Here is a 26838-nt window from a genome sequence, read left to right as displayed (position 1 = left end):
GGCGTCAGTCGCTGGCCGAGTCGCCGCTGGCCGGCGGCGAGAACTCAGAGTCCCCGTATTGAGAGTCCGAGCGGTCGTCGGCGAGGTCGTCTGCGGCGGGGGTCTCCCCGTCCGGGAAGTAGCATGCGGCGCGGTACTCGCCGCTTCGGACGGTATCGAGTCCGGGCTCGCTCTCCCGGCACTCGTCTTCCGCCTTCGGGCACCGCGGAGCGAAGACGCAGCCCGACGGGAGGTCGACCGGATTCGGTGGCTCGCCGTCGAGCAGAACGCGGTCGCGGTCGACCGTCGGGTCCTTCTCGGGGGCGGCCGCGAGGAGCGAAGTGGTGTACGGGTGTTTCGGCTCGGCCGCGATGGATTCGACGTCGCCCTCCTCGATGACCCGCCCGAGGTACATAATGGCGAGTCGGTCCGACACCTGTACCAGACTGGCGAGGTCGTGAGAGATGTAGACGATACCGATGTCCTCCGTGTCCGCGAGTTCGCGCAGGAGGTTCAGCAGGTTCACCTTCAGCGACACGTCGAGCATCGACGCCGGCTCGTCGCAGATGAGGAAGTCGGGGTCGAGAACGAGCGCCTTGGCCACCGCGACGCGCTGACGTTGGCCCCCCGATAGCTGGTGCGGGTACTGGTCGAGGAACTTCCGCGCGGGCGTGAGCCCGACTTTCTCCAACGTCTCGATGATGGCCCGTTCGCGCTCGTCGGTCCGGTAGTCGTGGATAGTGAGCGGTTCGCCGACCAACTGCCGAACCGTCTGTCTCGGGTTGAGCGAGTCGAAGGGGTCCTGGAATATTATCTGAACCTTCCGGCGGAACTCGCGCATGTTCCCGTCCACGTAGTGCTCGTAAGGCTCGCCGTCGAAGACGAACTCGCCGCCGGTCGGCTGTTTCAGGAGCGCGATGGTCTCGCCGAGCGTCGACTTCCCACAGCCGGACTCGCCGGCGATGCCGAGGATTTCGGACCGCCGGACGCGCAGGGAAACGCCGTCGACGGCGCGGACGTAGTTCGGGTCGTTCCCCCTGAGTTGCTCCAAGAGCGGCTGGCTCTGCTCGTAGTACTTCTCGAGACCGTCGGTTTCGAGGAGCACCTCGCCGCGGTCCGATTCGTCGTGACTGTCGGGGATGCCCCACGTCTCCGGGTCGGTGGCATCGCACCGCATCTGGGCGGCTTTGGTGACGTGGTGGCACGCCGAGCGGTGGTTACGGTTCGGCAGGTCGACGAGGTCCGGATGGGACGCCTCGCACTCCTCGGTCGCGAAGGGACACCGGTCCTTGAAGACGCACGCGCCGGGTGCCTCGCTCAGGTTCGGCGGCGACCCCGGAATCGAGACGGGGTCCTGGCCGCCCTCTTCTATCTCCGGGAAGGAGTTCTTCAACCCCATCGTGTACGGGTTCGTGGGGTTCACGAGGACGTTGTCGACGCTTCCCTGTTCCATGACCTTCCCGCCGTAGAGTATCGAAAGCTCGTCGCACGTCTCGGCGATGACGCCGATTTCGTGGGTGATGAGCAGCAACGAGCTGTCCATCCGGTCCTGTATCTCCAGAATCTTGTCGATAATCTTGTCCTGAACGATGACGTCGAGCCCCGTGGTCGGCTCGTCGGCGATGATGAGGTCCGGTTCGAGCGCGAGCGCCATGGCGATGGTCACGCGCTGGCGCATCCCCCCGGAGAACTCGTGGGGGTAGTCGTCGATTCGGTCGGGGTCGAGTCCGACGATTTCGAACAGCTCTCGGACCCGCGAACGCGCCTTGTCGTCGGTGACGTTCCGGTGGGTCTGAATCGCCTGCCGAATCTGCGCGCCGGTGGACATCACCGGGTCGAGCGAGTCCATCGCGCTCTGGGGGATGTAGGCGATGTCCTCCCAGAGCACGTCGCGACGCTCGCGCTCGCTGAGGCCGGTCAGGTCCCGGCCCTGGAATTCGATGCTGCCGGATTCGACGGAGCCGTTGCTGGGGAGGAGACCGAGAACCGCCTCGGCGAGCGTCGATTTCCCCGAGCCGGATTCGCCGGCGAGGCCGTAGTTGACGCCCTCGTCGATGCTGAACGACACGTCGTTGACGGCGTGGACGGTTCCGCTGTCGGTCGAGTACGTGACCGTGAGGTCTGTGATATCGAGGAGGCTCATTGTTCGGTCTGAATCTCCGGGTTGATGACTTCTTCGTAGGCGCGGCCGATGAGGAACACCGAGGTGGTGATGGCCGCGATGCCGAGTGCGGGCGGGAGCACCCACCACCAAGCGACGCGCATGTTGCCCGATTCGAACACCTGTCGGAGCATCCGGCCCCAACTCGTGACGGTCGGGTCGCCGAATCCGAGGAACGCCAGGCTGGCCTGCGCGGCGATGGCCCACGCGATGCCGTAGGCCGTGTAGAGAAAGCCGATGGGGAGCACGTTCGGCGCGACGTGGTAGAGCATCGTCCGCAAGTCGCTCGCGCCGCTGGCGCGCGCCGACTTCACGAAGGTGCGCTCTCTGACGGAGAGGACCTCGGAGCGGACGACGCGGGCGGGCATCTTCCAGAGGAACGCGACGATGATACCCGTCATGAGCCAGACGCTCGGCGTCACGAACGTCAGGAGTAACAGCGCCATCGGCGTGAACGGCAGCGAGAACGTGAGGTCCGTGAGACGCATGAGAACCTCGTCGACCCAGCCGCCGTAGTACCCGCTGACGAGCCCCACGAGAAAGCCGAGCGCACCGGTCCCGATGCCGCCGAACAGGCCGACGATGAACGTCGGTTGCGCGCCGGCGAGGAACTGGCTCAGGACGTCTTTCCCGTAGGCGGTCGTCCCGAACGGGGCCGCGCCGGTCGGTTCGGACAGCCGCAGCATCGAGCCGGCGTCGTCGCGGACGGTGTGCTCGATGGGGTCGTGCGGGGCGAGCGCGGGGCCGAGGAGGCCGAGGAAGACGAACGCCGCGACGATGAGGACGCCGGCGAACGCGAGGCGGTCACGTCGCAGGAACGTGAACTGGTCGCGGAGCGTCTCCGCGACCCCCTCGACGCGCTTTTTCAGTTCGGCTTCGGGCTTCGTCTCGGTGCTCACGCGGCACCACCTCCGCTGGTCGAGACGGTCGGGTCGAAGTAGGCGTACAGCACGTCGGCGACGAGGTTCGCCACGATGACCGCGAGCGCCATGATGAAGACGGCGGCCTGCACCAGCGGGTAGTCCTGCTGTTGGATGGCGAGCACGAGTTCGCGGCCGATGCCGGGCCAGCCGAAGACGACTTCGAGCAGGATGAGTCCCTGGAAAATCATCCCGAGACGCAGCGCGAAGTAGGTCAGAATCGGCAGCATGGAGTTCCGACCCGCCCGCGCGAGCTGCTGCATCTCCGAGAGCCCCTTCGCGCGGTGGAGCTTGAGGAACTCCGACCCCCGCTTTTCGACGACGCCGTTGCGCGCCAACAGCAGGAAATCGCCGCTGTAGTACAGCACCGACACCGTAAACGGCAGGATGTAGTGGTGCAGGAAGTCGAACGAGGCGAACGTCTCGACGTAGCCCTCCGGCGAGGCGCTGATAGAGCGCATCCCGAATGCGGGCACCAGTTCGAGGTTGTACGCGAAGATGATGACGAACAGGATGCCCGTGATGAACACCGGCGTCGACCGGAGGAACGTCGTGGCGATGATGCTGAGCTTCTCCAGTTTGCTCCCGCGGTTCCAGCCGACGTACATCCCGAGCAGGGAACTCAGGACCGCCGTCGTCACTAACGCGGGGACGAGCAGGATGAGCGTGTTGACGAGCCGCGGGGCCAGTACCCCCCAGACGGGCTGGCTCCGCAGGATGGAGTAGCCGAACTGAAACAGCAGGATGCTCTGGAGGTAGCTGAGGTACTGCCGCCACATCGGCTGGTCGAGGCCGTACATCGCTCGAATCTCGGTGATTTGCTGCTGGCTCAAGTTGCCCGCGGTGACGAGGGATTCGAACGGACTCCCCGGGAGCAACCGCAAGACGACGAAGATGACCGAGACGGCCACGAGGGTGAGCACGATGGAGATGGCGAGCCGCTTTGCGAGAAACCGCTGGAACTCGCTCACGGTCGGACCCCCCAACGCCACGAGTGAGTAGTGTTCGACATGCGTGTCACCTCACGAGAAGTCCGCCTGTCCGAGCTCGTCGCGGCGCTTGTGCATGTTCCCGGGCTGAATACGCTCGACGAAGGCGGCCCACGCGTCCCCGTTGGGGAACCGGAGGTTGCCGTCGTCGTCCCGCGTGTAGCCGGCCTGTTCGAGGAGCGATTTCGCCCCGTCGATGTCGAACTCGTAGTGGGTGGTATCCGACGTGTGCCACGGCGTGAGGTCCGAAATCGGGTTCTCCCCGCTCGGGACGGTCGCGCGGTCCTGCAGCACGTCGGCAGCGAAGCCCTCGGTATCTATCGACTTGGCGAGAGCGACGCGGAACTCCTTGTCGCGAACGAGCGGACAGGAGAACATCAGCTTCGTGTCGAGCGGCGCGAAGTTGCCCGAGGTCATCTTCTCGACGCCGGCGGTGCTCGCGGCGCGGTCGGCCTGCGAGTTCGAGAGCGTCGTGCCGATGGCGTCGATTTCGCCGCCCTGCAGCGAGCCGATCATGGAGTCGATGTTGCCGACGTTTATCCAGATGACGCGGTCGACGCCCTCGCCGGTCGTGGCCTGGTCGCCGAGCACGTCTGCCCGCCAGTCGTCGTCGAACATCCAGTGACCCTCGTTTTTCGACACCTCGAAGCGAGTACCCAGCTCCCAGTTCTCGTACGTGAACGGCCCCGTGCCGACGGGCGACTCGGGGTTGTGCTGAGACGGGTTCTCCACGTCCTCCCACTTGTGCTTGGGGATGATGACGCTGCGAACGACGCGCTGGGTCATGAACGCCGCGTCGGGGCCCTTCAGATTGAACCGAACCTCGTGGTCGCCGAGCACCTCGACCGACTCGACCGGCTCGTAGAACGGCGTCTGACTGGTCGAGGAGTGTTCCTTGTACAGTTCGACGGTGAACTTCACGTCCTCCGCGGTGAACGGCTCGCCGTCGTGCCACTCGACGCCCTCGCGAAGAGTGAGTTCGACGGTGGTGTCGTCGACGAACCCGCCGCCGGTCGCCAGCGCGGGGACGACTTCGAGGTCCGGCGTGGCGTCGAAGAGGCCGTCGTAGATGAACGTCAGCCGCTTCGCCTCCGCGCCGCCGGCGGCCCACGGGAGGTTCAGCGAGTTCATCGAGGTGGTCACGCCCTTGATGTAGGTCCGGTCGTCGGTCTGGGGTTGCAGGTTCACCTCCGACCAGACGAACGAGTCCTTCGTCGGCCCGTTGCCCGGCGTCTGGACGTAGCCGCTCCAGCGCTCCGTGTTGACCGCGGTGATGATATCGGGGAACAGCGTAATGAGCGCGCCCACGTCCTCGCTGAAGATGCGCTGCGCCTCGGCGACGAGCTCCTCGCGCTCGGGTCGGTCGGTCGTCTGACTCTGTTCCGTCAGCACCTCCTGCAGGTCGGGGTGGTAGTAGTTGTCGTAGTTCGAGAGGCTCGTCTCGCTCCGCCGCATCAAAAGCGGGTTCGGGTCCAGCCCGCGTTGCGGGTCCGGACCGTGGGTACTCATCGAGATGATCGCTTCGAGCCCCTTCGTGTCCCAACTCTGGGCGTACAGTTGGTTCAGCGGTCGATCGTTGAGTTGCGTCTTGACGCCGAGGGCGTCGAGCCCACGCTGGACCATGAGCGCGTGTTCCCGCATCCACGGGTCGTCCTCGCTCGAAAATTCGAGCGGGACGGGGTCCAACACCGCACCCGCGGTCGCGCTGTAGTCGAGCGGCGGTTCGTCGGCGTCGATGGTCTCCCACTCGCGCCAGTACTTCGTCTCGACCGTCTCCGGGGTTCCAGAAGGAACGTCGGGAGTGAGGCTCGACCCGCCGTCAGTCCCGCCGTTCCCGCTCCCGCCGCCACCGGTACACCCGGCGAGTCCGGTCACGCCGAGGGCGGTCGCAGTCGCCGCCACGTAGTCGCGTCGCGTAAGGCCAGTTCCACGTTCGACACCCGAACTATCACGATTTTTCTCCGACATTGCGACAGCCTGTTATGGAGTATCTTCCATGGTGCTGTTCCCGATACGCCCCGATATCTATCGTTCTTTATATACTCGGTCGCCGAGATGCGGCAATATTCTCCAACAAGGGCTGAGCTACTCCTGTCGCGGACCGTAGATGAGTTCGAGCAGATTTCGCTCCGCGGTCCGGAGTCGTTCGCTCAGCGTGGACTGAGCGATACCCAGTTCCTCGGCGAGTTCGGTCTCAGAGGTCTCCCGCGGAATGTGGAAGTAGCCGTGGTTGAATGCCGTCTCCAGAACCGCGAGTTGGTCGTCGGTCAGCTTAGAGATTAACACCTCCTTTAATCGGCCGCTGTCGAGCGGTTCACCCGGGGCTTCGTCCTGCGTCACGGAGCGGAGTTCGAACTCCCCGAGCGTCTCCTGAATCTCGTCGGCGAGTTCCCTGAAGTGGTCCCAGTCCTGGGCGGTGGCGACGACCTCGAAGACGCCGTCTTGGAGGACGATGCGGTTCGGAATCGTCTCCTGTCTGAGAACCAGTCCGAGGATGAACGGGTACGACTCGTTGGCGAGAATCGTCACTCGACGTATCTGCACGTCGGTCGAGGCGGTCGGAATCTCCTCGTCGTAGAAGACGGTCACGCCCGAGATGTCGGCGAGGAGGGACTCCACGTCGAAGGGGGCGTTCGAGGCGATGGTGAGCGACTCGATCCACGTCCCGTCCTCGACGTAAAACGCGTTGTCCAACTCGATGCTCCGGGCGTCTCGCAGACGGCGGTCTATCTTCGACATGACGCCGGTCGGGGCCGTCGTAAACTCAACACGTAAGATGCGAACTCACCCGTACCGGGCAGATACCGCTCACCTACAAATAGCCCGGTGGTTGTCGCAACGGGGGGCGTCACCGAAACCTGGATTCGCGCGGACGGGTCGGTGCGCCGGTCGCCGACTCAGGCGACGAGCGGCCAATAAAAGAGCCACGAGAGGGTCACGACGACGAGCGACAGGCCCATCGTCACGAACCCGAACAGCGTCACGTCCCGATTCGTCAGCGGTCCGCGGTCCAGCGAGACGAGGACGGCAGTCGTGTTGAACGGGAGAATCGTCGTCGACCCCACCACGAGGAGGACCGCGAGTCCGAGGTAGAGCCGCGTCACGCCGAACGTCTCCGCGAATCGCAGCACGATGGGGAGAATCACCACGATAGCGGCCGACCCGGTCGAAAACAGCACGCGAACGGTGACCGCGAACCCGAGGAGCAGTCCGACGAGTTGCCAGTGACTGAACGCCTCGAACGGGACGAACCGCGCGAGGAGGTCGACGACGAGCGCGATAGTTTGGGTCGCTTTCAGGGCGTCCAGAATCGACAGCGTCGCGCCGATGAGAAAGAGGACGCCCCAACTGAGTCCCTTGACGTCGTCGGCGTCGATAACGTCGACTCCCGGAAGCGCGAGGACGGAGACCGCGGCGACCGCCGGGAGAATCTCGGGAAGTCCGGCGAACGACCCAACGACCCACGCGAGGACGGTCCCGGCCATCACCGCCGCGACGAGTCCCTGTTCGCGGGTCAACTCGCCGTCGGCGGACGCATCCGCAATCCCCGACGTGCCGGGGTCGACAGTCGAGTCGGCGTCGACGGTGTTGAGGAGACCGGCAGCCGCGGCGGCCAGTACGTAGAGCGCCACCGTGGGTGGGACCATCAAGACAGCCCACTCGACCCACGAGAGCGGACGGACGCTCGTCGCGAGGATGCCCGAGGTGACGAGCGCCATCCCGCCGCCGGTCATGAGCGCCATCGACGCGATGGGGTTGATGTGACCCAAGAGGAGGAACGTCGCGCGCTCGAACCCGCTTCCCGACGGGAGGTCGAGCTCCTCTGTCACCTCCTCGACGATGGGGATGAACGCGACCGCGCGGGCCATCGCCGACGGCATGAACAGCGCCAGCACGAGGACGTTCCGCGCGATGGAACGAAACGCCCCGCGGGGGGTGCTGTCCGGGGACAGCAGTCGGTTCGCTAACTGGGTGTCCAACCCCACCGACCGGACCGCGTTGCCGAGGAGTAACAACACGAGGAGGAAGTACACGAGCGAGGAGGTGAAGCCGCTCACCGCGGCCTCGAAGGTGTCAACGACGCCGAGGGCGTACAACAGGGAGACGCAGGCCAGACTCGAAATCGCGTACGGAACCGGCTTCGTCAACCAGAGCAGGAGCGCGACGACGAAAACCGAAAGCGCGTACTGCGACCGGACAGGAAGGACGGAGACGGGGTGGAGCCCGACGACCGCGAGGAGCAAGGCGGCGGCGACCGCGAGGGTCACCGTCTGCGACGAGAGTTCGGGGGCGCGCAGCCCTCGGTCGGGCAACCAATCTGTCACGAATTTACCTGCACACAACGGGCCCAAATAGCTACTGCCGGCGACAATTCGGGCCGCCAGTCGAGGCGAGAGCGAACCGAGTCGATCAACTCGCTGAGTTTAGATTATTCAGATTATTTGGAGTGTGTGAGTTGTTCAAAGAGCTGGAGTAACCATAATTATTTCAACTACGCCGAGAATCTCGATAGTACGGATATCCCCATCATGTCACGTGCAGTCAGCGTCTGTCTCCTCAAAGGCGGTATCGGCAAGTCGACGACCTCCATCAACCTCGCCCGCGAACTCGCACACCGGGGAAGCGACGTGCTGCTCGTCGACCTCGACCCGAACGGACACACCACGACGGGTCTCGGGTTCGGAGAAGAGTTCTACTCGGAGGCACATCTCGGAGACGTGCTCCTCGACGACGCCGAGTTGGAGCCGCGAGAGCTCATCTTGGAGACCGGGTTCGAAATCGACCTCCTCCCCTCGAACGACCGCATCGAACAGGTCGAGTCGGACCTCGGCGGCGTGATGATGGGGTCGGCGCGGCTCAAACAGCGCGTCATCGACCCGCTTCTCGGGGACGACTACGACTACGTCGTCGTGGACTGCCCCGCGGCGCGCGGGAAACTCAACGACAACGCGCTGTACGCCACGCAGAACCTCGTGTTGCCGATGCGCCCCGAATCGGGGGCGCTCTCGGGACTCGAAAAGACCGTCAAGCGACTTATCACGCCCGCGCGCGAACACTTCGACCTCGAAATCCTCGCGGTCGTGCCGACCGACCTGCGGGACCGAATCGACCACGACCGCCCGACGAGACGGCTCGTGGAGGCGCTCGTCTCGAAGCCGAACATCGCCTCGAAGCTCCCGAACTTCGCGTACACCGACCCGGACGTGTTCGAGGCCATCGACGACGGCGAGTGGGACGGCGACCTGCCGAAGCCGGGGATTCGGCATCGGTCGGCCATCGACGCGTCGATTCGGGAGCACATGCCGCTGCGGGACTACGACAGCACCTGCGACCAGTTGGCGTGCTACGACGAACTCGCGCAAATCGTCGAAGAAGGCGAGGTGGCCCGATGAGCGAAGACCCCTTCGGCGACCTCGACGCCGCGATGGGAAGCGGCGAGACCGACTCCGGGCCAGAGCCGGAACCCGAACCGGCGGACGAAGACGCCGGCACCGACGACGCGGTCGAATCGGACGACGAGTCAGCGACGGAATCCGCGTCCGCCGAACCCGTCGACCCCCGCGAGCGCCCCGCCTTCGAGTTCGACGAGACCGTCCACAAGGCGCTGTACGTGCTCGAAGCGGTCGCCGACGAGTTCGACGACATCATCACCTACGACGTGGAGCGCGAACTGACCCGCGACCACGGCCTCAAGGGCGTCACGAAGAGCGAACTCCACAACGCCGCGCTCGCCGTGGCGACCGAACACCCCGAAGAAATCGTCGAGCGCGTCCTCGAACAGCGCGGCGTCGACGACGAAGATTCCGAATAATTCGGATAATCCACCTCCGTCGAAACTCGGAGCGCCGGACAGAAGTCAAGTGGTACGGACAACGGGAGCGTTCTGGAACGAGAGGGTTCTATCCGAGTGGGTGGCAAATCGGGTTATGGGGAAAATTCTTCTTTCTACCCATCGTAGTAGACCGTATGTCCGAAGCGACGCTGGACGGTCGCGGACGCCTCACGCTCCCTAAAGAGATCAGAGAGCGGTACGGCGAACACTACCACATCGTCCAACTGCACGACGGTATCAAGCTGATTCCAATCGAAGACGACCCGCTCGGTGCGCTCCGCACCGAGTTCGCGGACGTCGAGAAGACGGCCGAAGAACTCCGTCGCGGAGCGCGGAACGCGGCGCTCGACGAGGCCGGCCGCTGAATGTAGCCGAGACGGACTTCCTACTGGCGCTCATCAAGGACGAAGACTGGCTGGGCGACGCCGCAGAGGCGGTCTACCGAAACCATCGAGACGAACTGTGGACGTCGCAGTTCACGCTCATCGAACTCCTCATGGTCGCGTACCGAGAAGAGCGGGACACGGAGCGGGTCATCACGAACGTCGCCGCGCTGTTGGAAGTGCGTGGGGACGTAGATACGGTTCTCACGGCCGCGACCTACGTCGAAGACCACGGGTTCACACCCTTCGATGCGCTCCATCTCGTCGAATCCGATGGCGACACTATCGTTTCGAGCGACGAGACGTACGAGTCGTTTGCCCCGCGGCTCGACCTGAAGACCGTCGAAGACGAGTGACAGCGGGAGGATAAGTATTTTTCAGGCAGTCCCGATCCCCAACAAATCTGCCGAGTTCAGCACGGCCTCGGCGGACAATCGGTGACTGCGGTTCGACAGCGCCGATAAATTGAGGGGGAGGCAGAGGCGCAGACGGTGGCGGAGACGGTGGCGGAGGCGGTGACGCGACGAAATCCGGCGTTTACCGAATCATCTTGTCGCGGTCGGGATCGAAAAGCGGCCCGGACCGGACCGTCGCGGGGTGAGCGTCACCCTCGTACCGGATTTCGACGTCCTGCCCCGAGCTGGCGTACTCCTCGGGGAGGTAGGCGTACGCGATGCCGGCGTCGATGGTGTAGCCGTAGTCGGCCCGACAGCAGTAGCCGACGACCTCGTCGTCGACGAACACCGGGTGGCCCGCGTCGACGACGGCTTCCTCCTCGTCGAGCGTTATCGGGACGATGCGGTCGCTCGGGCTGTCGTCGTTTTTGTCCGCCACGAGCGCCGCCTTCCCGACGAAGTCGGTGTCGAGGTCGGCCGCGAAGCCGATGCCGGCCTCGTACGGGTTGTGTTCGGGCGTGAGGTCCGTCCCCCACAGGCGGAATCCCTTCTCCATGCTCGTCGAGTCGAGCGCGGCCCAGCCGACGGGCGCGATGTCGTACTCCTCGCCGGCCTCGCGAATCGCGTCCCAGAGCTGGCTTCCGTACTCGGTCGGGGCGTAGATTTCCCAGCCGAGTTCGCCGGCGTACGAGAGTCGGAGCATCGTCACGGGGATGCTACCGAGGTAGGTCTCCTGTGCGGAGTAGAACGGGAACTCGTCGTTCGAGAGGTCGGCCTCGACGAGGTCCGAAAGCACCTTCCGGGAGTCGGGGCCGAAGACGCCGATACCGGTTCGACTGGAGACGTGTGCGGTCACGTCGACGGAGCCGTCGTCGGGCGCGTGCTCTGTGACCCACCGCGAGTGGAGCGTCGCCGAGCTTCCGCCCCCGGTGAACAGCACGAACCGCTCGTCGCCGAGGCGGGCGACGGTCAGATCGGCGAGTACGCCGCCGTCCTCGTTGAGCATCGCGGAGTAGCGCATCCGGCCCGGCGTGACATCCATGTCGTTCGTCAGGAGCCCTTGCAGGAACTCAAGCGCGCCCGGGCCCGACACTTCGATGGGCGTGAACGTCGTCATGTCGACCATGCCGACCTTCTCGCGGAGATGCTGGTGTTCCGCGCCCTGGACCTTCGACCAGTTCTGCGAGAGCCAGTCGGGGCGGTCCGGCACGTCGTACGTTTCGAGGAGCGTCTCGTTGGACTCGTACCACTGCGGGACCTCCCAGCCGTCGCTGTCGTAGAACTCCGCGCCGAGGTCGGCCTGCCGGTCGTAAAACGGGCTCCGACGGAGCGCGCGCTGTCCGTCCGGCTGTTCGCGCGGGTGGACGAGTTGGTACACCTCGCGGTACTGCTGCGCGCCGCGCCCGTAGGTGTACTCTCGGCTGCCCGTGTGCGACTGGAACCGGGAGACGTGCGCGCCGGAGGCGTTGACGCGGGAGCCGTCGAGCCGCGGCGTCCCGTCTTCCATCCAGCTGGCGACGATGTCGCCCGCGCCGCCGGACTGCGTGACCCAGACGGCGAGCGCCCACCAGAGACCCTCGGTGTCCTCGTCCGGCCCGAGGATGGGCATGCCGTCGGGCGTGAACGAGAACATGCCGTTGATGGCGGAGGTCCACTCGCAGTCCTCGAAGCCGGGAACGAGTTCGCTCGCGGCGTCGAACGCCGACCGGTCGTGGTCCGGGTGGGTGTTCTCGTAGAAATGCTCCTCCGTGAACTCCCGGAGCGACGGGTATTCGAGTCCGAGGTCGTCGAGCTTGTCGGGCCCGTAGATATCCGCCGGGTCGACCAGCAGCGACTCGTGGTTGTACGAGCCGATGCCGTAGCGCTCGCCGTGCTGGCGGTAGTACAGCGAGTGGTCCTGATGCCGGAGGAGCGGCTGTTCGATTTCGCGCTCTGCGCCTTCGAGCTCGTCCAGTTCGTCGGAGACGAGATACTGGTGCGCGCAGGGGACGAGCGGGATGTCCGTGCCGACCATCTCGCCGAACAGCGGCCCCCAGATGTTCGTGGCGACGAGCACCTCGTCGGCCTCGATGCGGCCGTGTTCGGTTTCGACCGCGTCGACGCTGCCGTCGGTAGTGTCGATGTCCGTGACCTCGGTGTGGCCGTAGAACTCGACGCCCGCCTCGCGCGCCTCCTCCGCCATCGACTCGGCGGCGCTGACGGCGTCGGCCTTCCCGTCCGAGGGGACGTAGTAGCCGCCGTAGATGACGTCGGCGTTTATCTGCGGGACGCGCGATTCGACCTCCTCGGGCGTGAGGAGTTGGCCCTCGTCGATGCCGTAGGACTGACCCCACTCGCGCTTGCGTTTGAGGAAGTCCCAGCGGTCTTCGGTGTAGGCGACTTCGATGCCGCCGCACGTCCGGAAGTCACCGAACCCGTCGTAGAGGTCGCGCGTGTACGACGCCATCTCCGTCATCAGCTTGTTCCCGGCCGTCTGGAACACGAGTCCGGGGGCGTGAGAGGTCGACCCCCCGGTCTCGAACAGCGGACCCCGGTCGAGGACGACGACGTCTTCGCGACCCGACTCGGCGAGGTGATACGCCGCGCTACAACCGACACAGCCGGCCCCGACGACGACCGTTCCGGCGCGTTCGGGAAACGTAGACCATGTGTTCATGTACCAAACAGTAGTGACTGCGGCCTTCGGATATCTCTCCGGGTCCACTATCTGAGGTGTATAGATACCGGGGGGTGACGAGGGAGGGGCCTCACCACGGGTGCGTCGCGTGGTCCGACGAGAATCAGCGTCAGAGAACGACGAGTACACGCGCGGCGACGAAAGCCGTGCGCCGACGAGGAGCGCACTGACCGGAGTCACCCGCCGACAAAGTCACTCGCCGACGAGGTGCTTCTCTCTGAGGTAGATGACGAGACTGGCGCTCAGGAACGCGAGACCTGCGCCCCGTAGCTCACCGGCCGTCATCGCGAACAGTGCAACGACGAAAAGGAAGACCGCGAACGCCGCCGAAACGACAGCGAGCGCGTTCATCGATAGCGTCGAGTCATCGGTTCGGTGGCTCCGCGGTCAGTCGTCCGTCGTGCCGGGGTTCTGCCGGACGTTGGTCACGACTGACGTCTGAGAGCGACCGACGTCGATGTCGATGTCCTCGTCCGCCAAGTCCTCGATTCGCTCGGCGAACTCCTCGGATTGCAGGAGTTCGTACTCCTTGTCGAGGCCGAGATAGACCGTGTAGCACATGATGACGAGGACGACGGCGAACGGGAACCCCGTCGCGATGGCCGCCGTCTGGAGCGCGCCGAGACCCCCGCCGTAGAGGAGAAGCGACGCGACGAGGCCCTCGATGACCGCCCAGAAGATGCGTTGGGTCCGCGGCACGTTGTGCTTGCCGCCCGACGTGAGATGGTCGACGACGAGCGACCCCGAGTCCGAGGAGGTCACGAAGAACGTGACGATGAGCGTCACGGCGAGCAGCCCCGAGACGGCGCTGAACGGGAACTGTTCGAGGAGCGCGAACATGGCGACCGTCTGGCCGGCCTCGTTGTAGGTCGCGAGGACCGCGCCGTTACCCTGAAGCGAGTTGAACAGCGCGCTCCCGCCGAACGCCGAGAGCCAGACCGTCGAGAACAGCGACGGCAGGACGAACACGCCGAAGACGAACTCGCGGACCGTCCGCCCCTTCGAGATGCGCGCGACGAACATCCCGACGAACGGCGACCAAGCAATCCACCACGCCCAGTAGAACACCGTCCAAGCGTTGACGGTGGACGCGCCGTCGCCGAGCGTCCCGGTGAAGAACGCGAGCGAGAGGAAGTCGCTGAAGTAGTTCCCGAGGCCCTGCACCCACGCGCCGAAGATGCTCATCGTCGCGCCGGCGGCGAGCACGAACGTCAACAGCACGAACATCAGAAAGACGTTCACCGTGCTCAGACGCCGGATACCGCCTTCGAGGCCGGCCGCGACAGAGGCGGTAGCGATGAGTGTAATCACGGCGATGAGCGCGATTTGCATCCCGGTGTTGTTCGGAACGCTCAGGACGCCGAGCATGCTCCCGCCGAGGATGTACGACAGCCCGGTGTTTATCTGTGCGACCCCGAGGCCGAGCGACGTGGCGAGGCCGAACAGCGTCGCGAACACCGCCACGAGGTCGATGAGGTGGCCCGGCCAGCCGTAGATTCGCTCGCCGAGGAGCGGCCAGAAAATCGACCGGAACGTGAGCGGCAGCCCCCGATTGAACGAAAAGAACGCGAGTCCCAAGCCGACGAGGCCGTAGATGGCCCACGGGTGGAACCGCCAATGGAAGAACGTCTGCGTCATCGCGGCGATACCCGCACCGCCGGACCCGGCCTCGGCGTCGAAGAAGCCGGGGACGTTACTGAAGTAGTACAGCGGCTCCGAGACGCTGTAAAACATGAGCCCGATACCCATGCCCGCGCTGAACAGCATCGCCATCCACGAGAAGTCGCTGAACTCCTTTTCCGCCTCGACGCCGCCGAGGGTTATCTTTCCGTACTTACTCAGCGCGAAGTACGCCAAGACCACGATAAAGAGGTTCACCGACAGGAGGAAGAACCACCCGAAGTTCCCCTCGAAAAAGCCCCTGATACCCGAATAGACGCTCGCCGCCTGCTCACCGAGAATGAGCGTCGCAGCGACGAAGACGCCGATTATCAAGAGCGCGGCCGGGAAGACGACGGGATGGATGTCGAACCCCAACCCCTGGATGTTTCTGTCACCGGGTTCGCGCTCCATATCGGGATAAAACAGGTCTTCCTGTAACTCGCTCGTCGACCGACCGGTCGAGTCGTTGCTATTCGCCATTCGATACAGCCTCCATTGACGACCGCCAGATGAATTCGTGTTCGGTCATATCGTTGTCCCCGCTTTGGGGCCACCCACTGTCACCGTCGAGAGACGACCCGCGTCGGATTCGACGCGTCCGCACCGACCGTGACACGAGTCCACACCCCACACGATTCAACCAACCCATTGGTGTTACACATCATAACAAGTCGGCTTCGATAATAGAGGCATTTATACGCAAATGAAGAAAACTTACGGAAGTTATATCGTCAAATCGGTTGACGAGCGGCAAGCTCGACCGCCCGTCGTCACTCGAACCGGTCGAGCGAGAACATATCGAGCGGCAGGTCGCTCTCGCCGTCGCCGGCGCGGTCAGCGAGGATTTCGCCGATGACGCTGGCGAACTTGAAGCCGTGTCCCGAAAAGCCCGCGCCGACGGCGACCTGCGGGTGGTCCGGCAGCGTGTCGAGGATGAAGTGCTCGTCCGGCGAGTTCGTGAACATACACGTCGCGAGCGACATCGTCGGCCCCGCGGCCTCCGGGAAGTACTTCTCCGTGACATCGCGGAGTATCGCCTCGTCGGCGCGGTTCGGCTCGCGGTCGAAGTCGTCGGGGTCGACCTCCTCGTCGCGGTGGTGGTACTTGCCGAGTTTGAACCCCGGCACGTCGTGGACCGGGAAGCCGTAGAACCGACCCTCGGGGACGCTGAGGTTCCAGACGGGGAACTCCTCGGGCGCGAACGTCGCCGGCGACTCGGGTTGGAACCACGCGAGCGCCTGTCGCTCGGGGATCGCGAGGCCGTCGAGCGCGTCAGCGAGTTTGTAGTTCCACGCGCCCGCGGCGAGCACGAGCGCGTCCGCGACGTACACGCCGCGGTCGGTGCGGACGCGCACGCCGCCGTCGTTCGTCTCCGCCCAGTCTTCGACCCGTTCGCGGGCGCGGATTTCGGCACCCCGGGCCTGTGCCGCTTCGGTATAGCCGATAATCGACTGCTCGGGGACGACGAACCCGCCGTCTTCCTGATAGACCGCGCGGTAGTCCTCGGGGAGTTCGTAGCCGGGGAATCGTTCGTTGACCTCCGCGCCGGTCAGCACCTCGTGCGGGATGTCGTGTTCCTCACAGGAGCGTTTCGAACCCGCGAACACGTCGTTGTCGACGGGGCCGGCGTCGATGGAGCCGGTTCGGTGGATGATATCGCGGCCGGTCTCGTCGGCGAGGTCGTCCCAGAGGTCGTACGCCCGCTCGATGAGCGGGACGTACGACGGGTGTTCGTAGTACGCGCGGCGGATGATGCGGGTGATGCCGTGGGACGACCCCTGCGAGTGAGGGATGTCGTAGCGTTCGAGACCGACGACGTCGAGGCCGCGGTCGGCGAGGTGGTACGCGGTCGCGCTCCCCATCCCGCCGACCCCGACGACGGCGACATCGTATCGGTCGTCGCGGACACTCATTGTGCCCGGCGGTTCGGAACGTCCCCCCTTGACTCTTGACCTGTATCACGGAGCCCCTTTTTCAGAGGAACGACGCTCGGCCCGCCGAGAGCGGCGCTCGCCGCCGAACGGCGGCCGCTCGCGGATATCCACCGCCACTTATACGGGTCCACTATTTCCGACGAATCCTTTTCCACAGATGTGTGTTTCTTCCTCCCATGACACGGTGGAATAACAATCGTGACGAGATCGGTGCGGTAAGTGCCGACATCACCGCGGAAACGAACGCGCTGCCGGCGAGGTACTTCACCGACCCGGAGGTCCACGAGATGGAAAAGGAGAAAGTGTTCGGTCGGTACTGGGTCTACGCGGGCCACGAGACCCACATCCCGGACGCGGGCGACTACTTCACGCGAACCATCGGTGACAAGCAGATAATCGTCACCCGCGACGGCGAGGGCGACGTGCGGGCGTTCTACAACGTCTGTGCCCACCGCGGGTCGAAGATGCTCGACGACACGCCGATGACCGACCCCGGCAGCCTCAGCCGCATCACCTGCCCGTACCACCTCTGGGCGTACGAACTCGACGGGTCGCTCCAGAGCACCCCCAAGAGCTTCGAGGAGGCGAGTCTGAATCCCGACCTCGACGACGACGCCGTCAGCGAACTCGACCCCGAAGAAAACGGCCTCATGGAGGTCAACACCGACGCCATCGGGCCGCTCGTGTTCGTCAACTTCGAGGACGAACCGAGCCTCTCGCTTGCCGAACAGGCCGGGGAGATGAAGACGGAACTCGAAGACCTGCCGCTCGGTGAGTACGAACACGCCCGGCGCTACGTCTCCGAAGTCGAGTGCAACTGGAAGACGTTCAGCGGGAACTACTCGGAGTGCGACCACTGTCAGGCGAACCACCAAGACTGGGTGCAGGGACTCGAACTCATGGAGTCCGAACTCGAAGTCAACGACTACCACTGGGTGCTTCACTACAAGCACAAAGAGGACGTCGACGACGAGATGCGCATCCACCCCGAACACGAGGCCAAGTTCTACTACTTCTGGCCGAACTTCACGGTCAACATGTACGGCACCGCCGACGGCTACGGCACGTACATCATCGACCCCATCGACGAGGGGCGCTTCCAGCTCATCGCGGACTACTACTTCCGCGACTCCGAGCTGTCCGAAGAAGAAGAGAAGTTCGTCCAGACGAGCCGGCAGCTCCAAGAAGAGGACTTCGAGCTCGTCGAACGCCAGTACGAGGGGCTCACGTCCGGCGCGCTCGGGCAGGCACAGCTCGGTCCGAACGAACACACCGTCCACAAACTGCACCGCCTCGCGCAGGACGCGTACAATGCCTGACGACGAGAGTGCCAAACTAGCCGAAAAACCACACGCCGGCGTCGTCACCTGCCCGGCGTGCGACCTCCACGTCTCCGTCACGGAGCCGAACGACGCCGTCGACCTGTACCGGCGACACGCGAACGTCACCGGCCACGACGTCGAGTGGGAGCGCGTCGCGTTCGACGTCGACGTCGAGAGCGACGGCGTGAAAACGGCGCTCACCGAACTCGGTGAGGACCACCCCGACGGCGTCGAACTCGGGCGGCTCGCCGCGGCGCTCGCGGACAACGGCGTCGCCATCGGCGAAACGCTCGACGCCGTCCGCGACCTGCGGATGAGCGGCGAAATCTACGAACCGCAGGACGACTACGTCCTCGCGGTCTGACTCCCGCCTTTCTTCGGGGGTTATTCCGTCACTCGTCGAGGAGAATCGACTCGACCAGCTCCGCGGTCCCCCGCCTGATGCGTCCGCTGACGGCCGTCGGCGAGATGTCGAGTACTTCCGAGAGGTCGTCCAGCGCCGCCTCTCGCGGCTCCTCGAAGTAGCCGTGTTCGTAGGCGGCGACGAGCGCGTCGCGCTGGGCGTCGGTCAGCTTGCTCGGCTCGCCGTTCATCCAGCCGTCCTGTCGGAACATCCGGTTCAGCTCGAAGGAGATGTCGTTCGCCTCGCAGTACACCCACACCTCTGAGAGCGCCTCGCGGTCCGAAAGCTGGAGCCGGACCCGCCAGCCCGCCGTGTCGTTGCTGCACGCGTCGAGCATGAGCCCGCCGAGTTCCGTGATGATAGGCGAGAGGAGAATCGTGTCGGGCGTGTGTCCGATGCGATACACCGCCGACTCCTCCCGCTCGGAGACGAGCTGCCAGTCGCTGACCGTGTGGTCGACCTCCAGCGCCGCTTCGAACGCCGAGACGTCCGCGCCCTTCACGACGAAGAAAAACAGGCCGGTCTCGGGGTCGGTCGCGGATTGAGAGATGACGTCTATCTCGCTCGCGGCCTCCGACTGAATCGTCGGCGTCAGCGCGAGGTCGTCGTGCGCGATGTCGGCAACGGTTATCAGACTCATCGTGTCTTCACCTCGTGGATACAGAGATTCGACACCGGGGAAGCCGGACTGCCGGTTCGGTTGAAGGTCGCGAACTCGCGTCGACGCTCGCGACAGAAGCGTTTCTCGTGGGCACGATATAGTAGTGTGAACATTAGATTTTTGTTTATACTTTTCGCCGCATATTCTGTGGGGCTATATAAACTGACTCAGTATTCCACACCGCTTTTCAGGGAGTCTCGGCGCGTCCGTCGAAACGGACAATGAGCGTGGGTACATCGCTTCGGCGGCTGGGCGAATTCCTCGAAGAGTGCGAGCGGACGGACGCCGCGAGCGTCCGCGAGTCGTCCGTGACGGTCACGGACTCGGGCGCGTCCGCGGATGTCGAGTTCGCGCTCTCGTCGGACGCCGACGGCGACATCCCCGTTCGAATCCGAGGGGCGTCGCTCGACTCCGACGGGTCGATTGGGCTCACGCTCGGCGTCGACGACGTGCTGCCGAGCGACCGCGAGCACGTCGCCGTCGACGCCGCGGACGTCTCGCTCGACGGCGACCCGGCGGTCGTCGTCACGGTCGCGACCGATGCGCCGACGACGAGTTCAACCGAGACGGCCGACGACGACGCCGATTCCGAACCGCACGAAGCCGTTCGGAACCCGAACGTGCCGGCGTTCGAAGACACGACGTACCTCGAAGCCGTGTACGCGCGGTACGAGACGTTCGAGCGGATGGCCGACGCCTTCGAGATGGACGTGACGGACGAGACGGTCCGCAGGTACATGATCGACCAAGGCGTCCACGAACCGTCGTCGTACGAAACGTCGCTCGCCGGCGACCCGACGGGCGTCGAGCGACCACCGGCACCCGCGGCGGACGGCGACGGGTCGCCCGAGGCGCTCGCCGACGGCATCGGCCTCCCCGAGTCCGTCACAATCGACCAACTCGCCGACGCCGCCAACGACGCCAAGACCGTCTACGAGTTCGGCAAGGCGCTCGACCTCGAACGCATGGACGCGCTCGACCTGCTCCAAGACCTCGACCTGCTCGAATTCGTGATGGGCCGACTCACGACCGACGACGACCCCGACGTGAGTCGGGAAGACGTCGTGGCGCGCATCCGGCAATCGGCCGGAGAGACGTAGCGGACGCTTCGTCGGTATCGGTGAGTCGCTTCGCGGAGAGGACATCAGTGCGTTCGTCGTTCAAGCCGCGTCCCGCCGCATCTCACACGTCGTATCAAATCGAGAGGCATTCGGGATTCGGCTGCGAGAACGGTCGAGACCGAGGAACCGGGCGCTAGCTCGGCTCCGAAACGTCGTCGACCGCGTAGCCCGCGTCCTCTATCGTGTCCACGACGGCCGCCGCGTGTTCGGCTCCCTTGGTCTCGATGCGGAACAGGAGGTGGGCCTCGCCGACGTCGAGGGCGTCGACGGCGCGGACGTGGCGAACGTCGTGAATGTTCGCGTCGCGGTCGGCGATGAGCCGGGAGAGTCGCGCCATCTCGCCGGGTTCGTCCCGGATTCGAACCCGGAGACGGAGCGTCTGGCGACGGCTGGTGAGCGCGTGGACGAGCACCGTCTGGAGCATCGTCATGTCCAGATTGCCCCCGCAGAGAAGCGGCATGACGGTCTCGCCCTCGACGTCGAGGTCGTCGCTCAGCACGGCGGCGACGGAGGCGGCACCGGCACCCTCGACGACCTGCTTGGCGCGTTCGAGCAAGAGGAGGATGGCCTCCGCGATTTCCCCGTCGGAGACCGTGACGACCTCGTCGACGTGTTCCTCGATGGTTCGGAGCGTCAACTCGGAGATGCCGCCGGTGGCGATGCCGTCCGCGATGGTGTTGGTGTCGTCGAGCGTCACGGGAACGCCTTTGTCGAGGCTCTCGTGGACCGTCTCCGCGCCCTCAGCCTGCACGCCGACGACGCGAATCTCGGGGTCGTGGTGCTTGATGGCGGTGGCGATACCCGAGATGAGCCCGCCGCCGCCGATGGGGACGACCACGGTGTCCATCTCGGGGAGGTCGCGGTACATCTCGACGCCGAGCGTTCCCTGTCCGGCCACGATGTCGCAGTCGTCGTACGCGTGGACGAACTCGGCGTCCGACTCCTCGGCGAGCGACTGGGCGTACGCCATCGTCTCCTGGAAGTCCTCGCCGACGAGTTCGACTTCCGCGCCGTAGTCGCGCGTCGCGTCGATTTTCGTCTGCGGGGCGTTCTCCGGCATCACGACCGTGGAGTCGGCCCCGCACTCGGTCGCCGCGAGCGCGACGCCCTGCGCGTGATTACCGGCGCTCGCGGCCACGAACTCGTCGATGCCGCGGTCGGTATCCTGTCGAATCTTGTTGTACGCACCGCGCGTCTTGAACGACCCCGTCCACTGGAGGTGTTCCATCTTCAGGTAGACGTCCGCGCCGACGAGGTCACCGAGCGAGGTGCTCCGCTCTATCGGCGTCCGCTTGACGACGCGGTCGTTTTCGAGTCGCTCGCTCGCGCGCTCGATGTCGCTGTACTGCACCGGGAGGGACTCGACCTCACTCATCGGCGGCTCACCTCGGCGGTCGGCCGAACGGCTCGCCGGGGCGTGCGCGTGTCCCCTCGGGACGTTCCGTGGTCTGTGATAGTTCTTGGCACGGTATGTGAGAGACGTGACGAAGTTCCAATATAGAGCTATCGCCGGTGGGTACTCGTCTCGGTGAGAACTGAACACGTAATACGTCGATTTCGGCCGTGAGCGAACCCAATTCAGGATATCTTTCGAAGATATCCAAGCGGCACTCACCGCGCTCATCGACCCGAACACAGAACGTGCGCGTCCTGTCACGTTGTGGTTCTGGTTCGGCGTACCGCCCTCGTCTCGGGGGACGGCGAAGCGTTATACCGCAGAGTCGAGATGCACCCACGATGCCTTACGACACCGTTCGAGGGACCGATCCGGCCGTCGCCGACGCGCTGGCGGGCGAACGCGAACGACAGAACGATACGCTCGCCATGATAGCGAGCGAGAACCACGTCAGCGAGGCGGTCATGGAGGCCCAAAGCTCGGAACTGACGAACAACTACGCCGAGGGCTACCCGGGGAGCCGGTACTACGGCGGCTGTGAGTACGCCGACGAGGTCGAACAGCTCGCCATCGACCGCGCCAAGGAGCTCTGGGGCGCGGAGCACGTCAACGTCCAACCGCACTCGGGCTCGCAGGCGAACATGGGCGTGTTCCTCGCCGTGCTCGACCCCGGCGACAAGATTCTCTCCTTGGACCTGACCCACGGCGGCCACCTGAGCCACGGCCACCCGGTGAACGTCGCGGGGAAGACGTACGAGGTCGAACAGTACGAGGTCAACGCCGAGACGGGCTACGTCGACTACGACCAACTCGCCGCGAAAGCCGAGGCGTTCGACCCGGACATCATCATCTCGGGCTACTCCGCGTACCCGCGAGAGGTCGAGTGGGAGCGCGTACAGGCCGCGGCCGACTCGGTCGACGCGTACCACCTCGCCGACATCGCCCACATCACGGGCCTCGTCGCCGCGGGCGAACACTCGTCGCCCGTCGGCACCGCGGACTTCGTCACCGGCTCGACCCACAAGACGATTCGGTCGGGTCGCGGCGGCATCATCATGTGCGACGAGGAACACGCCGACGACGTCGATTCCGCGGTCTTCCCCGGCCTCCAAGGCGGACCGATACTGCACAACGTCGCCGGCAAGGCCGTCGGCTTCGGCGAGGCGCTAACCCCCGAGTTCGAGGAGTACGCCTCGCAGGTCGTCGATAACGCCGCCGCCCTCGGCGAGCGGTTACAGGAACGCGGCCTCGAACTCGTCTCCGAGGGGACTGACACGCACTTAGTTCTTGTCGACCTCCGGCCGTCGCACCCGGACACGACGGGCAAGGACGTGGAAGCGGCGCTCGAAGAGGTCGGTATCGTCCTCAACGCCAACACGGTTCCCGGCGAGAGTCGTTCGGCGTTCAACCCGAGCGGGATTCGCGCCGGCACGCCCGCGTTGACGACCCGCGGCTTCGACGAGGAGGCCTGCCGGACCGTCGCGGACCTCATCTACGAAATCGTCGACGCGCCGCACGACGAGTCGGTCGAGGGGTTCGTCGACCAGAAGGTCGACGAACTGACCGCCGAGTACCCGCTGTACGACTGACCGGCTATCGGGTCGGTTCGCCTCGAACCGAACGTCTTCTCGATGCGTCTTCGACCCGATTCCGAGGGTTGACAATAAGTATAAGAGAACCAATAGTTGTTGTTCTCCCGTCAGCGTCGTTCGAGGGTCACTCAGACGCCCGAAATCGGGAGAGAGGAGCGAAATCGGCCGCTCGTTCGAGACCCGCGGCGCACGTATAAGTAGGGCCGTCGAGACCGGTTTCGACGAAGCGATATGTCCGATGCAATCAATCTCGAGACGGCGAAGACACTCATCGAAGCGGCGGAAGCGGAAGCCGAGTCGATGGGGCTGCGAATGGTGATTACGGTCGCGAACCCGGAGGGTAACCTCATCGCACAGCACCGAATGGACGACGCGTGGCTGGCGAGCGTCAACATCTCTCGAAACAAGGCGTACACGGCGGCCGCGCTGCAGATGCCCACGCACGAACTCGCCGAGGGGAGCCAGCCCGGCGAGTCGCTGTGGGGCCTCCAGACGACGGACGAGAATCGACTCGTCGTCTTCGGCGGCGGCTATCCGCTCGAAGTCGACGGCGAACTCGTCGGGACCGTCGGCGTCAGCGGCGGCGAGGTGTCCGAAGACATGGCGGTCGCGAGCGCCGCGGTCGAGCGGTTCGAAGAACTCGTCGAATAGCCGAACGCGGCGTCACGTTTTTTCAGCCCGTCAGCCGACAGTCGGTGTCAGTCTGCGCCGGCCTCGAACAGCCCGCGGAGCGCCGTGCGGAGGATGTCGTACCCGGCTTCGACCTCCGACAGTTCGATGTACTCGTCGTAGGCGTGGGCCTGCGCCATCGACCCCGGCCCCCACGTAATCGCGTCCATCCCGGCGTCGTTGACGAGGTTCCGAACGTCGGTCGCCGCCCGAATCCCCCACGGCTCGGGGTCGATATCCGCCCGCTCGGCGGCCGCGTCCCGAAAGCGCGCCGCGATGTCGCTGTCGGTCGGAACCGCCGCCGATTCGTAGACTCGCGTTCGCGTCCACTCGACGTTCAGGTCGTGTTCGGCCGTCACGTCGGAGAGCAGCGCGTCGATTTCGGCGTCGACTTCCTCGACTGTCTCAGCGGGGACGAACCGCCTGTCGACCGTGATGGTCGCGCTCTCCGGAACGACGTTCTCCTTCGTCCCCGCCTCGAACCGCGTGACCGTCGCGGTCGGGCGACCGACGAGCGAGTCGGAGCGTGCCCGAATCTCCTCGTCGTACGCTTCGAGCGCGTCGAGAACGGGACGAGCGTTCCCAATCGCGTTGTCCCCCTCGTCGGGCCGACTCGCGTGCGACGGGTCGCCGCCGACGGAAATCTCGTACCAACCGAGCCCCTTCGCGCTCGTCGCGGTCCGCAACGCCGTCGGTTCGAGCACGACGCCGTAGGTGCCGTCGTAGCCGCGTTCGAGGAGCGTCTTCGTCCCCGGTTCGGCCGTCTCCTCGCCGACGGCAGCGTGGAACACGAGCGAGCCGTCGAGCGCGCCGGACTCGAACGCGTCGGCGAACTCGACCGTCGCGAGCATCGCGAGGGCGACGCCGCACTTCATGTCCGCGCTCCCGCGACCGTACAGTCTGCCGTCTCTGACGGTCGGGTCGTACGGTGGATGGGTCCACTGGTCTCGGTCGCCCGCCGGGACCACGTCGAGGTGGCCGTTGAGGACGACCGAGGGTTCGCCGTCGCCGACGCGGGCCGCGACCTGCGGTCGGTCGGGGAACGGTTCCTCGACGAGCGTCGCCGAGACGCCTCGGGAGTCCAGCCAGTCGGACACGAACTGCGCCGCCGCCGCCTCGTCCCCCGGCGGATTCTCGGTCTCGATTTCGACGAGACTCGTGAGCAACGAGCGTAACTCTTCGTCCATGGTTTCGGTCGTCTATCGACAGAGACGGACGTGTGTTAAGGGTTCGTGCGGTAGCTTTTTTCCGACGCGGCCGACAGCATCGGAGACCCGTGCGGACGCAGGCGTCGCGTGCCGTGCGTCGCTATTCGAGCGTGGAGATACGGCTGTCCCGGAGGAGCACTCGCTTGACGATGTCCGGGTCCTCGAGCAGGCGGTGGGTCCCGTGGACGCCCTGTCCGCGGCCGCGCCCGCGGACCTCCGACTGGATGACGTTGAGGAAGTCGAGTTCCTGCAGGAGTTCCTGCACGCGGCGCTCGGAGAGTTGGTCCATGTCGAGGTCGTCGGCGACGGTGAGATACTGTCGGTAAATCTTGTTCGTCGTAATCTCGGCGGTCTTCCGGCCGCCGGTCTGGAGGACCAGCGAGTAGAGGACGGCCTTCGACTGCGTGGCGGTCCCTTCGAGGAGTTCGCTGAAGCGGTCGGCCTCGCTTTTCTCCTTGGCCGCCCGCACGTGGTCGTCGGTGACGGTCTCGGCGCTCTCGTTTCGCGCGATTCGGCCGGCGTTGCGCAGGATGTCGATGGCCTTCCGGGCGTCGCCGTGTTCCTGGGCGGCGAGCGCGCTCGCGAGGGGAATCACGTCGTCGGTGAGGACGCCGGGCTTGAACGCGTCCTTCCGGTTTTCGAGGATTTCGCGGAGTTGGTTCGCGTCGTACGACGGGAAGACGAGTTCGTCGTGGGCGAAGCTCGATTTGACGCGCTCCGTGAGTTCCTCGGGGTAGTCGATTTTGTTCGAGATGCCGATAATGCCGATGCGCGAGTCCACTATCTTTTGATTCTCGCCCGCGCGCGAGAGCTTTCGGAGCACCTCGTCGTCGCGGAGCATATCGATTTCGTCGAGGATGACGATGGTCACGTCGGAACAGGTGTCGAGCACCTGCCACAGGCGGTTGTAGTAGTCGCCGGTCGACAGCCCGCGCTCGGGAATCGTCATCCCGCTTTTCGACGGGTCGTTGACCTGCGAGGCGAGCGTCTTGATGACCGAGGCCTCGGTGTGCTGTTCGCCGCAGTCGATGACGGCGATGCGGACGTCGACGTCCTCGCGGACCGCCTCGTGTTGGAGTCGCTCGCTCACGAGGCGAGCGGTGAGCGTCTTTCCCGACCCGGTCTTGCCGAAGATGAACAGATGGGTCGGTTCGCGTCCGAAGATGGCGGGGTTGAGCGCCTGTGCGACTTTCGACATATGCTCGTCGCGGCCGACAATCTTGTCGGGACCGGGGAGATGAGAGATTTTGAGGATATCCTCGTTCGCGAAAATGGGTTGGTCATAGCGGAACAGCGGGTCGCGGGTCCCACCCTCGCTCTCGTCCGATGTCATGTGAGTTCGGTATTCATACTCACCCGTAATAAATGTGAAGGGGTGGACTCGCGTTTGTAACAGCGACAAATACGGCCGTTTGAACGGCACTTCGGACCCGGTTTTGGATTCGACGATCAACGAGTAGTATCGCGCAAGTAAGACCGTCAGACACCACCCTCGCGTTTGTAACGGCCGAGGCGGTCACGAGGAAGACACAG

General features: G+C 65.0%; 23 protein-coding genes. 9 read left to right on the top strand and 14 right to left on the bottom strand.

All coding sequences use genetic code 11. The annotated features are described in order from the left end of the window. Window positions 1-4 precede the first annotated feature (4 nt). The 6 genes from HVO_RS00110 to HVO_RS00085 form a co-directional block, all read right to left on the bottom strand. Window positions 5-2122 (bottom strand): dipeptide ABC transporter ATP-binding protein, encoded by a 2118-nt coding sequence (locus HVO_RS00110; RefSeq protein ID WP_004041130.1) that lies wholly within the window; start codon window positions 2120-2122, stop codon window positions 5-7. Continuing rightward, window positions 2119-3039: an ABC transporter permease gene (locus HVO_RS00105; protein WP_004041131.1), complete on the bottom strand. Its 921-nt coding sequence runs from the start codon at window positions 3037-3039 to the stop codon at window positions 2119-2121. The genes HVO_RS00110 and HVO_RS00105 overlap by 4 nt, the downstream gene beginning before the upstream one ends. Next, window positions 3036-4031, bottom strand: coding sequence for an ABC transporter permease (locus tag HVO_RS00100; protein ID WP_049914703.1), 996 nt, complete (start codon window positions 4029-4031; stop codon window positions 3036-3038). The genes HVO_RS00105 and HVO_RS00100 overlap by 4 nt, the downstream gene beginning before the upstream one ends. A 51-nt stretch (window positions 4032-4082) precedes the next feature. Then, window positions 4083-5951 (bottom strand): ABC transporter substrate-binding protein, encoded by a 1869-nt coding sequence (locus tag HVO_RS00095; RefSeq protein WP_004041133.1) that lies wholly within the window; start codon window positions 5949-5951, stop codon window positions 4083-4085. A gap of 183 nt (window positions 5952-6134) precedes the next feature. Further along, window positions 6135-6788: a helix-turn-helix domain-containing protein gene (locus HVO_RS00090; protein WP_004041134.1), complete on the bottom strand. Its 654-nt coding sequence runs from the start codon at window positions 6786-6788 to the stop codon at window positions 6135-6137. A 158-nt stretch (window positions 6789-6946) separates the two neighbouring features. After that, a complete protein-coding gene (locus tag HVO_RS00085) occupies window positions 6947-8317 on the bottom strand; it encodes an SLC13 family permease (RefSeq protein WP_013034953.1) in 1371 nt (456 codons plus the stop codon). Window positions 8318-8578: 261 nt separating this feature from the next. On the opposite strand from HVO_RS00085, the gene HVO_RS00080 reads away from it, so the two are divergent. From HVO_RS00080 to HVO_RS00065, 4 genes are all read left to right on the top strand, one after another. Beyond that, window positions 8579-9442 (top strand): ParA family protein, encoded by an 864-nt coding sequence (locus tag HVO_RS00080; RefSeq protein ID WP_004041136.1) that lies wholly within the window; start codon window positions 8579-8581, stop codon window positions 9440-9442. Then, window positions 9439-9861, top strand: a complete 423-nt coding sequence (locus HVO_RS00075; RefSeq protein WP_004041137.1) for a hypothetical protein — start codon at window positions 9439-9441, stop codon at window positions 9859-9861. Before HVO_RS00080 ends, HVO_RS00075 begins: the two co-directional genes overlap by 4 nt. Window positions 9862-10016: 155 nt before the next feature. Then, complete coding sequence (locus HVO_RS00070) at window positions 10017-10247, top strand: AbrB/MazE/SpoVT family DNA-binding domain-containing protein (protein WP_004041138.1); 231 nt, start codon at window positions 10017-10019, stop codon at window positions 10245-10247. Beyond that, complete coding sequence (locus HVO_RS00065; protein WP_049914704.1) at window positions 10244-10621, top strand: type II toxin-antitoxin system VapC family toxin; 378 nt, start codon at window positions 10244-10246, stop codon at window positions 10619-10621. The genes HVO_RS00070 and HVO_RS00065 overlap by 4 nt, the downstream gene beginning before the upstream one ends. Window positions 10622-10802: 181 nt before the next feature. On the opposite strand, the gene HVO_RS00060 is transcribed toward HVO_RS00065, so the two are convergent. The 4 genes from HVO_RS00060 to solA form a co-directional block, all read right to left on the bottom strand. After that, window positions 10803-13316, bottom strand: a complete 2514-nt coding sequence (locus HVO_RS00060; protein ID WP_004041140.1) for a GcvT family protein — start codon at window positions 13314-13316, stop codon at window positions 10803-10805. 213 nt (window positions 13317-13529) lie between these two features. Beyond that, a complete protein-coding gene (locus HVO_RS20710; protein ID WP_004041141.1) occupies window positions 13530-13688 on the bottom strand; it encodes a hypothetical protein in 159 nt (52 codons plus the stop codon). Between the two features lie 36 nt (window positions 13689-13724). After that, window positions 13725-15479 (bottom strand): BCCT family transporter, encoded by a 1755-nt coding sequence (locus HVO_RS00055; protein ID WP_004041142.1) that lies wholly within the window; start codon window positions 15477-15479, stop codon window positions 13725-13727. A gap of 290 nt (window positions 15480-15769) precedes the next feature. Further along, window positions 15770-16912 carry an N-methyl-L-tryptophan oxidase gene (gene solA, locus HVO_RS00050; RefSeq protein ID WP_004041143.1) on the bottom strand — a complete coding sequence of 381 codons (1143 nt, stop codon included), beginning with the start codon at window positions 16910-16912 and terminating at the stop codon, window positions 15770-15772. A 197-nt stretch (window positions 16913-17109) separates the two neighbouring features. On the opposite strand from solA, the gene HVO_RS00045 reads away from it, so the two are divergent. Beyond that, window positions 17110-18252 (top strand): aromatic ring-hydroxylating oxygenase subunit alpha, encoded by a 1143-nt coding sequence (locus HVO_RS00045; RefSeq protein WP_004041144.1) that lies wholly within the window; start codon window positions 17110-17112, stop codon window positions 18250-18252. Continuing rightward, window positions 18245-18619: a hypothetical protein gene (locus tag HVO_RS00040; RefSeq protein ID WP_004041145.1), complete on the top strand. Its 375-nt coding sequence runs from the start codon at window positions 18245-18247 to the stop codon at window positions 18617-18619. Before HVO_RS00045 ends, HVO_RS00040 begins: the two co-directional genes overlap by 8 nt. Before the next feature lie 28 nt (window positions 18620-18647). On the opposite strand, the gene HVO_RS00035 is transcribed toward HVO_RS00040, so the two are convergent. After that, the gene (locus HVO_RS00035; protein ID WP_004041146.1) at window positions 18648-19298 is read right to left on the bottom strand and encodes a helix-turn-helix domain-containing protein; all 651 of its coding nucleotides are present in this window, start codon (window positions 19296-19298) and stop codon (window positions 18648-18650) included. A gap of 242 nt (window positions 19299-19540) precedes the next feature. Here HVO_RS00035 and HVO_RS00030 point away from each other — a divergent pair, with 242 nt between their 5' ends. After that, complete coding sequence (locus HVO_RS00030; RefSeq protein ID WP_004041147.1) at window positions 19541-20419, top strand: hypothetical protein; 879 nt, start codon at window positions 19541-19543, stop codon at window positions 20417-20419. Between the two features lie 154 nt (window positions 20420-20573). Here HVO_RS00030 and ilvA read toward each other — a convergent pair whose 3' ends face one another. Then, entirely contained in the window at window positions 20574-21815 is a 1242-nt protein-coding gene (gene ilvA / locus HVO_RS00025) for a threonine ammonia-lyase (RefSeq protein WP_004041148.1), read from the bottom strand. Between the two features lie 362 nt (window positions 21816-22177). Between ilvA and glyA the strand changes: the two genes are divergently transcribed. Together glyA and HVO_RS00015 are read left to right on the top strand one after the other, a co-directional pair. Next, window positions 22178-23425, top strand: coding sequence for a serine hydroxymethyltransferase (glyA, locus tag HVO_RS00020; protein WP_004041149.1), 1248 nt, complete (start codon window positions 22178-22180; stop codon window positions 23423-23425). A gap of 234 nt (window positions 23426-23659) precedes the next feature. Continuing rightward, a complete protein-coding gene (locus HVO_RS00015; RefSeq protein WP_004041150.1) occupies window positions 23660-24079 on the top strand; it encodes a GlcG/HbpS family heme-binding protein in 420 nt (139 codons plus the stop codon). Between the two features lie 47 nt (window positions 24080-24126). Here the strand turns inward: HVO_RS00015 and HVO_RS00010 are convergent, their stop codons facing one another. Further along, window positions 24127-25284, bottom strand: coding sequence for a M20 family metallopeptidase (locus HVO_RS00010; protein WP_004041151.1), 1158 nt, complete (start codon window positions 25282-25284; stop codon window positions 24127-24129). Between the two features lie 121 nt (window positions 25285-25405). After that, a complete protein-coding gene (locus HVO_RS00005) occupies window positions 25406-26638 on the bottom strand; it encodes a Cdc6/Cdc18 family protein (protein WP_004041152.1) in 1233 nt (410 codons plus the stop codon). Between the last annotated feature and the right edge of the window lie 200 nt (window positions 26639-26838).

Source organism: Haloferax volcanii DS2, assembly GCF_000025685.1.
Lineage (GTDB): Archaea > Halobacteriota > Halobacteria > Halobacteriales > Haloferacaceae > Haloferax > Haloferax volcanii.
This window is presented reverse-complemented; position numbering and strand designations above follow the sequence as displayed.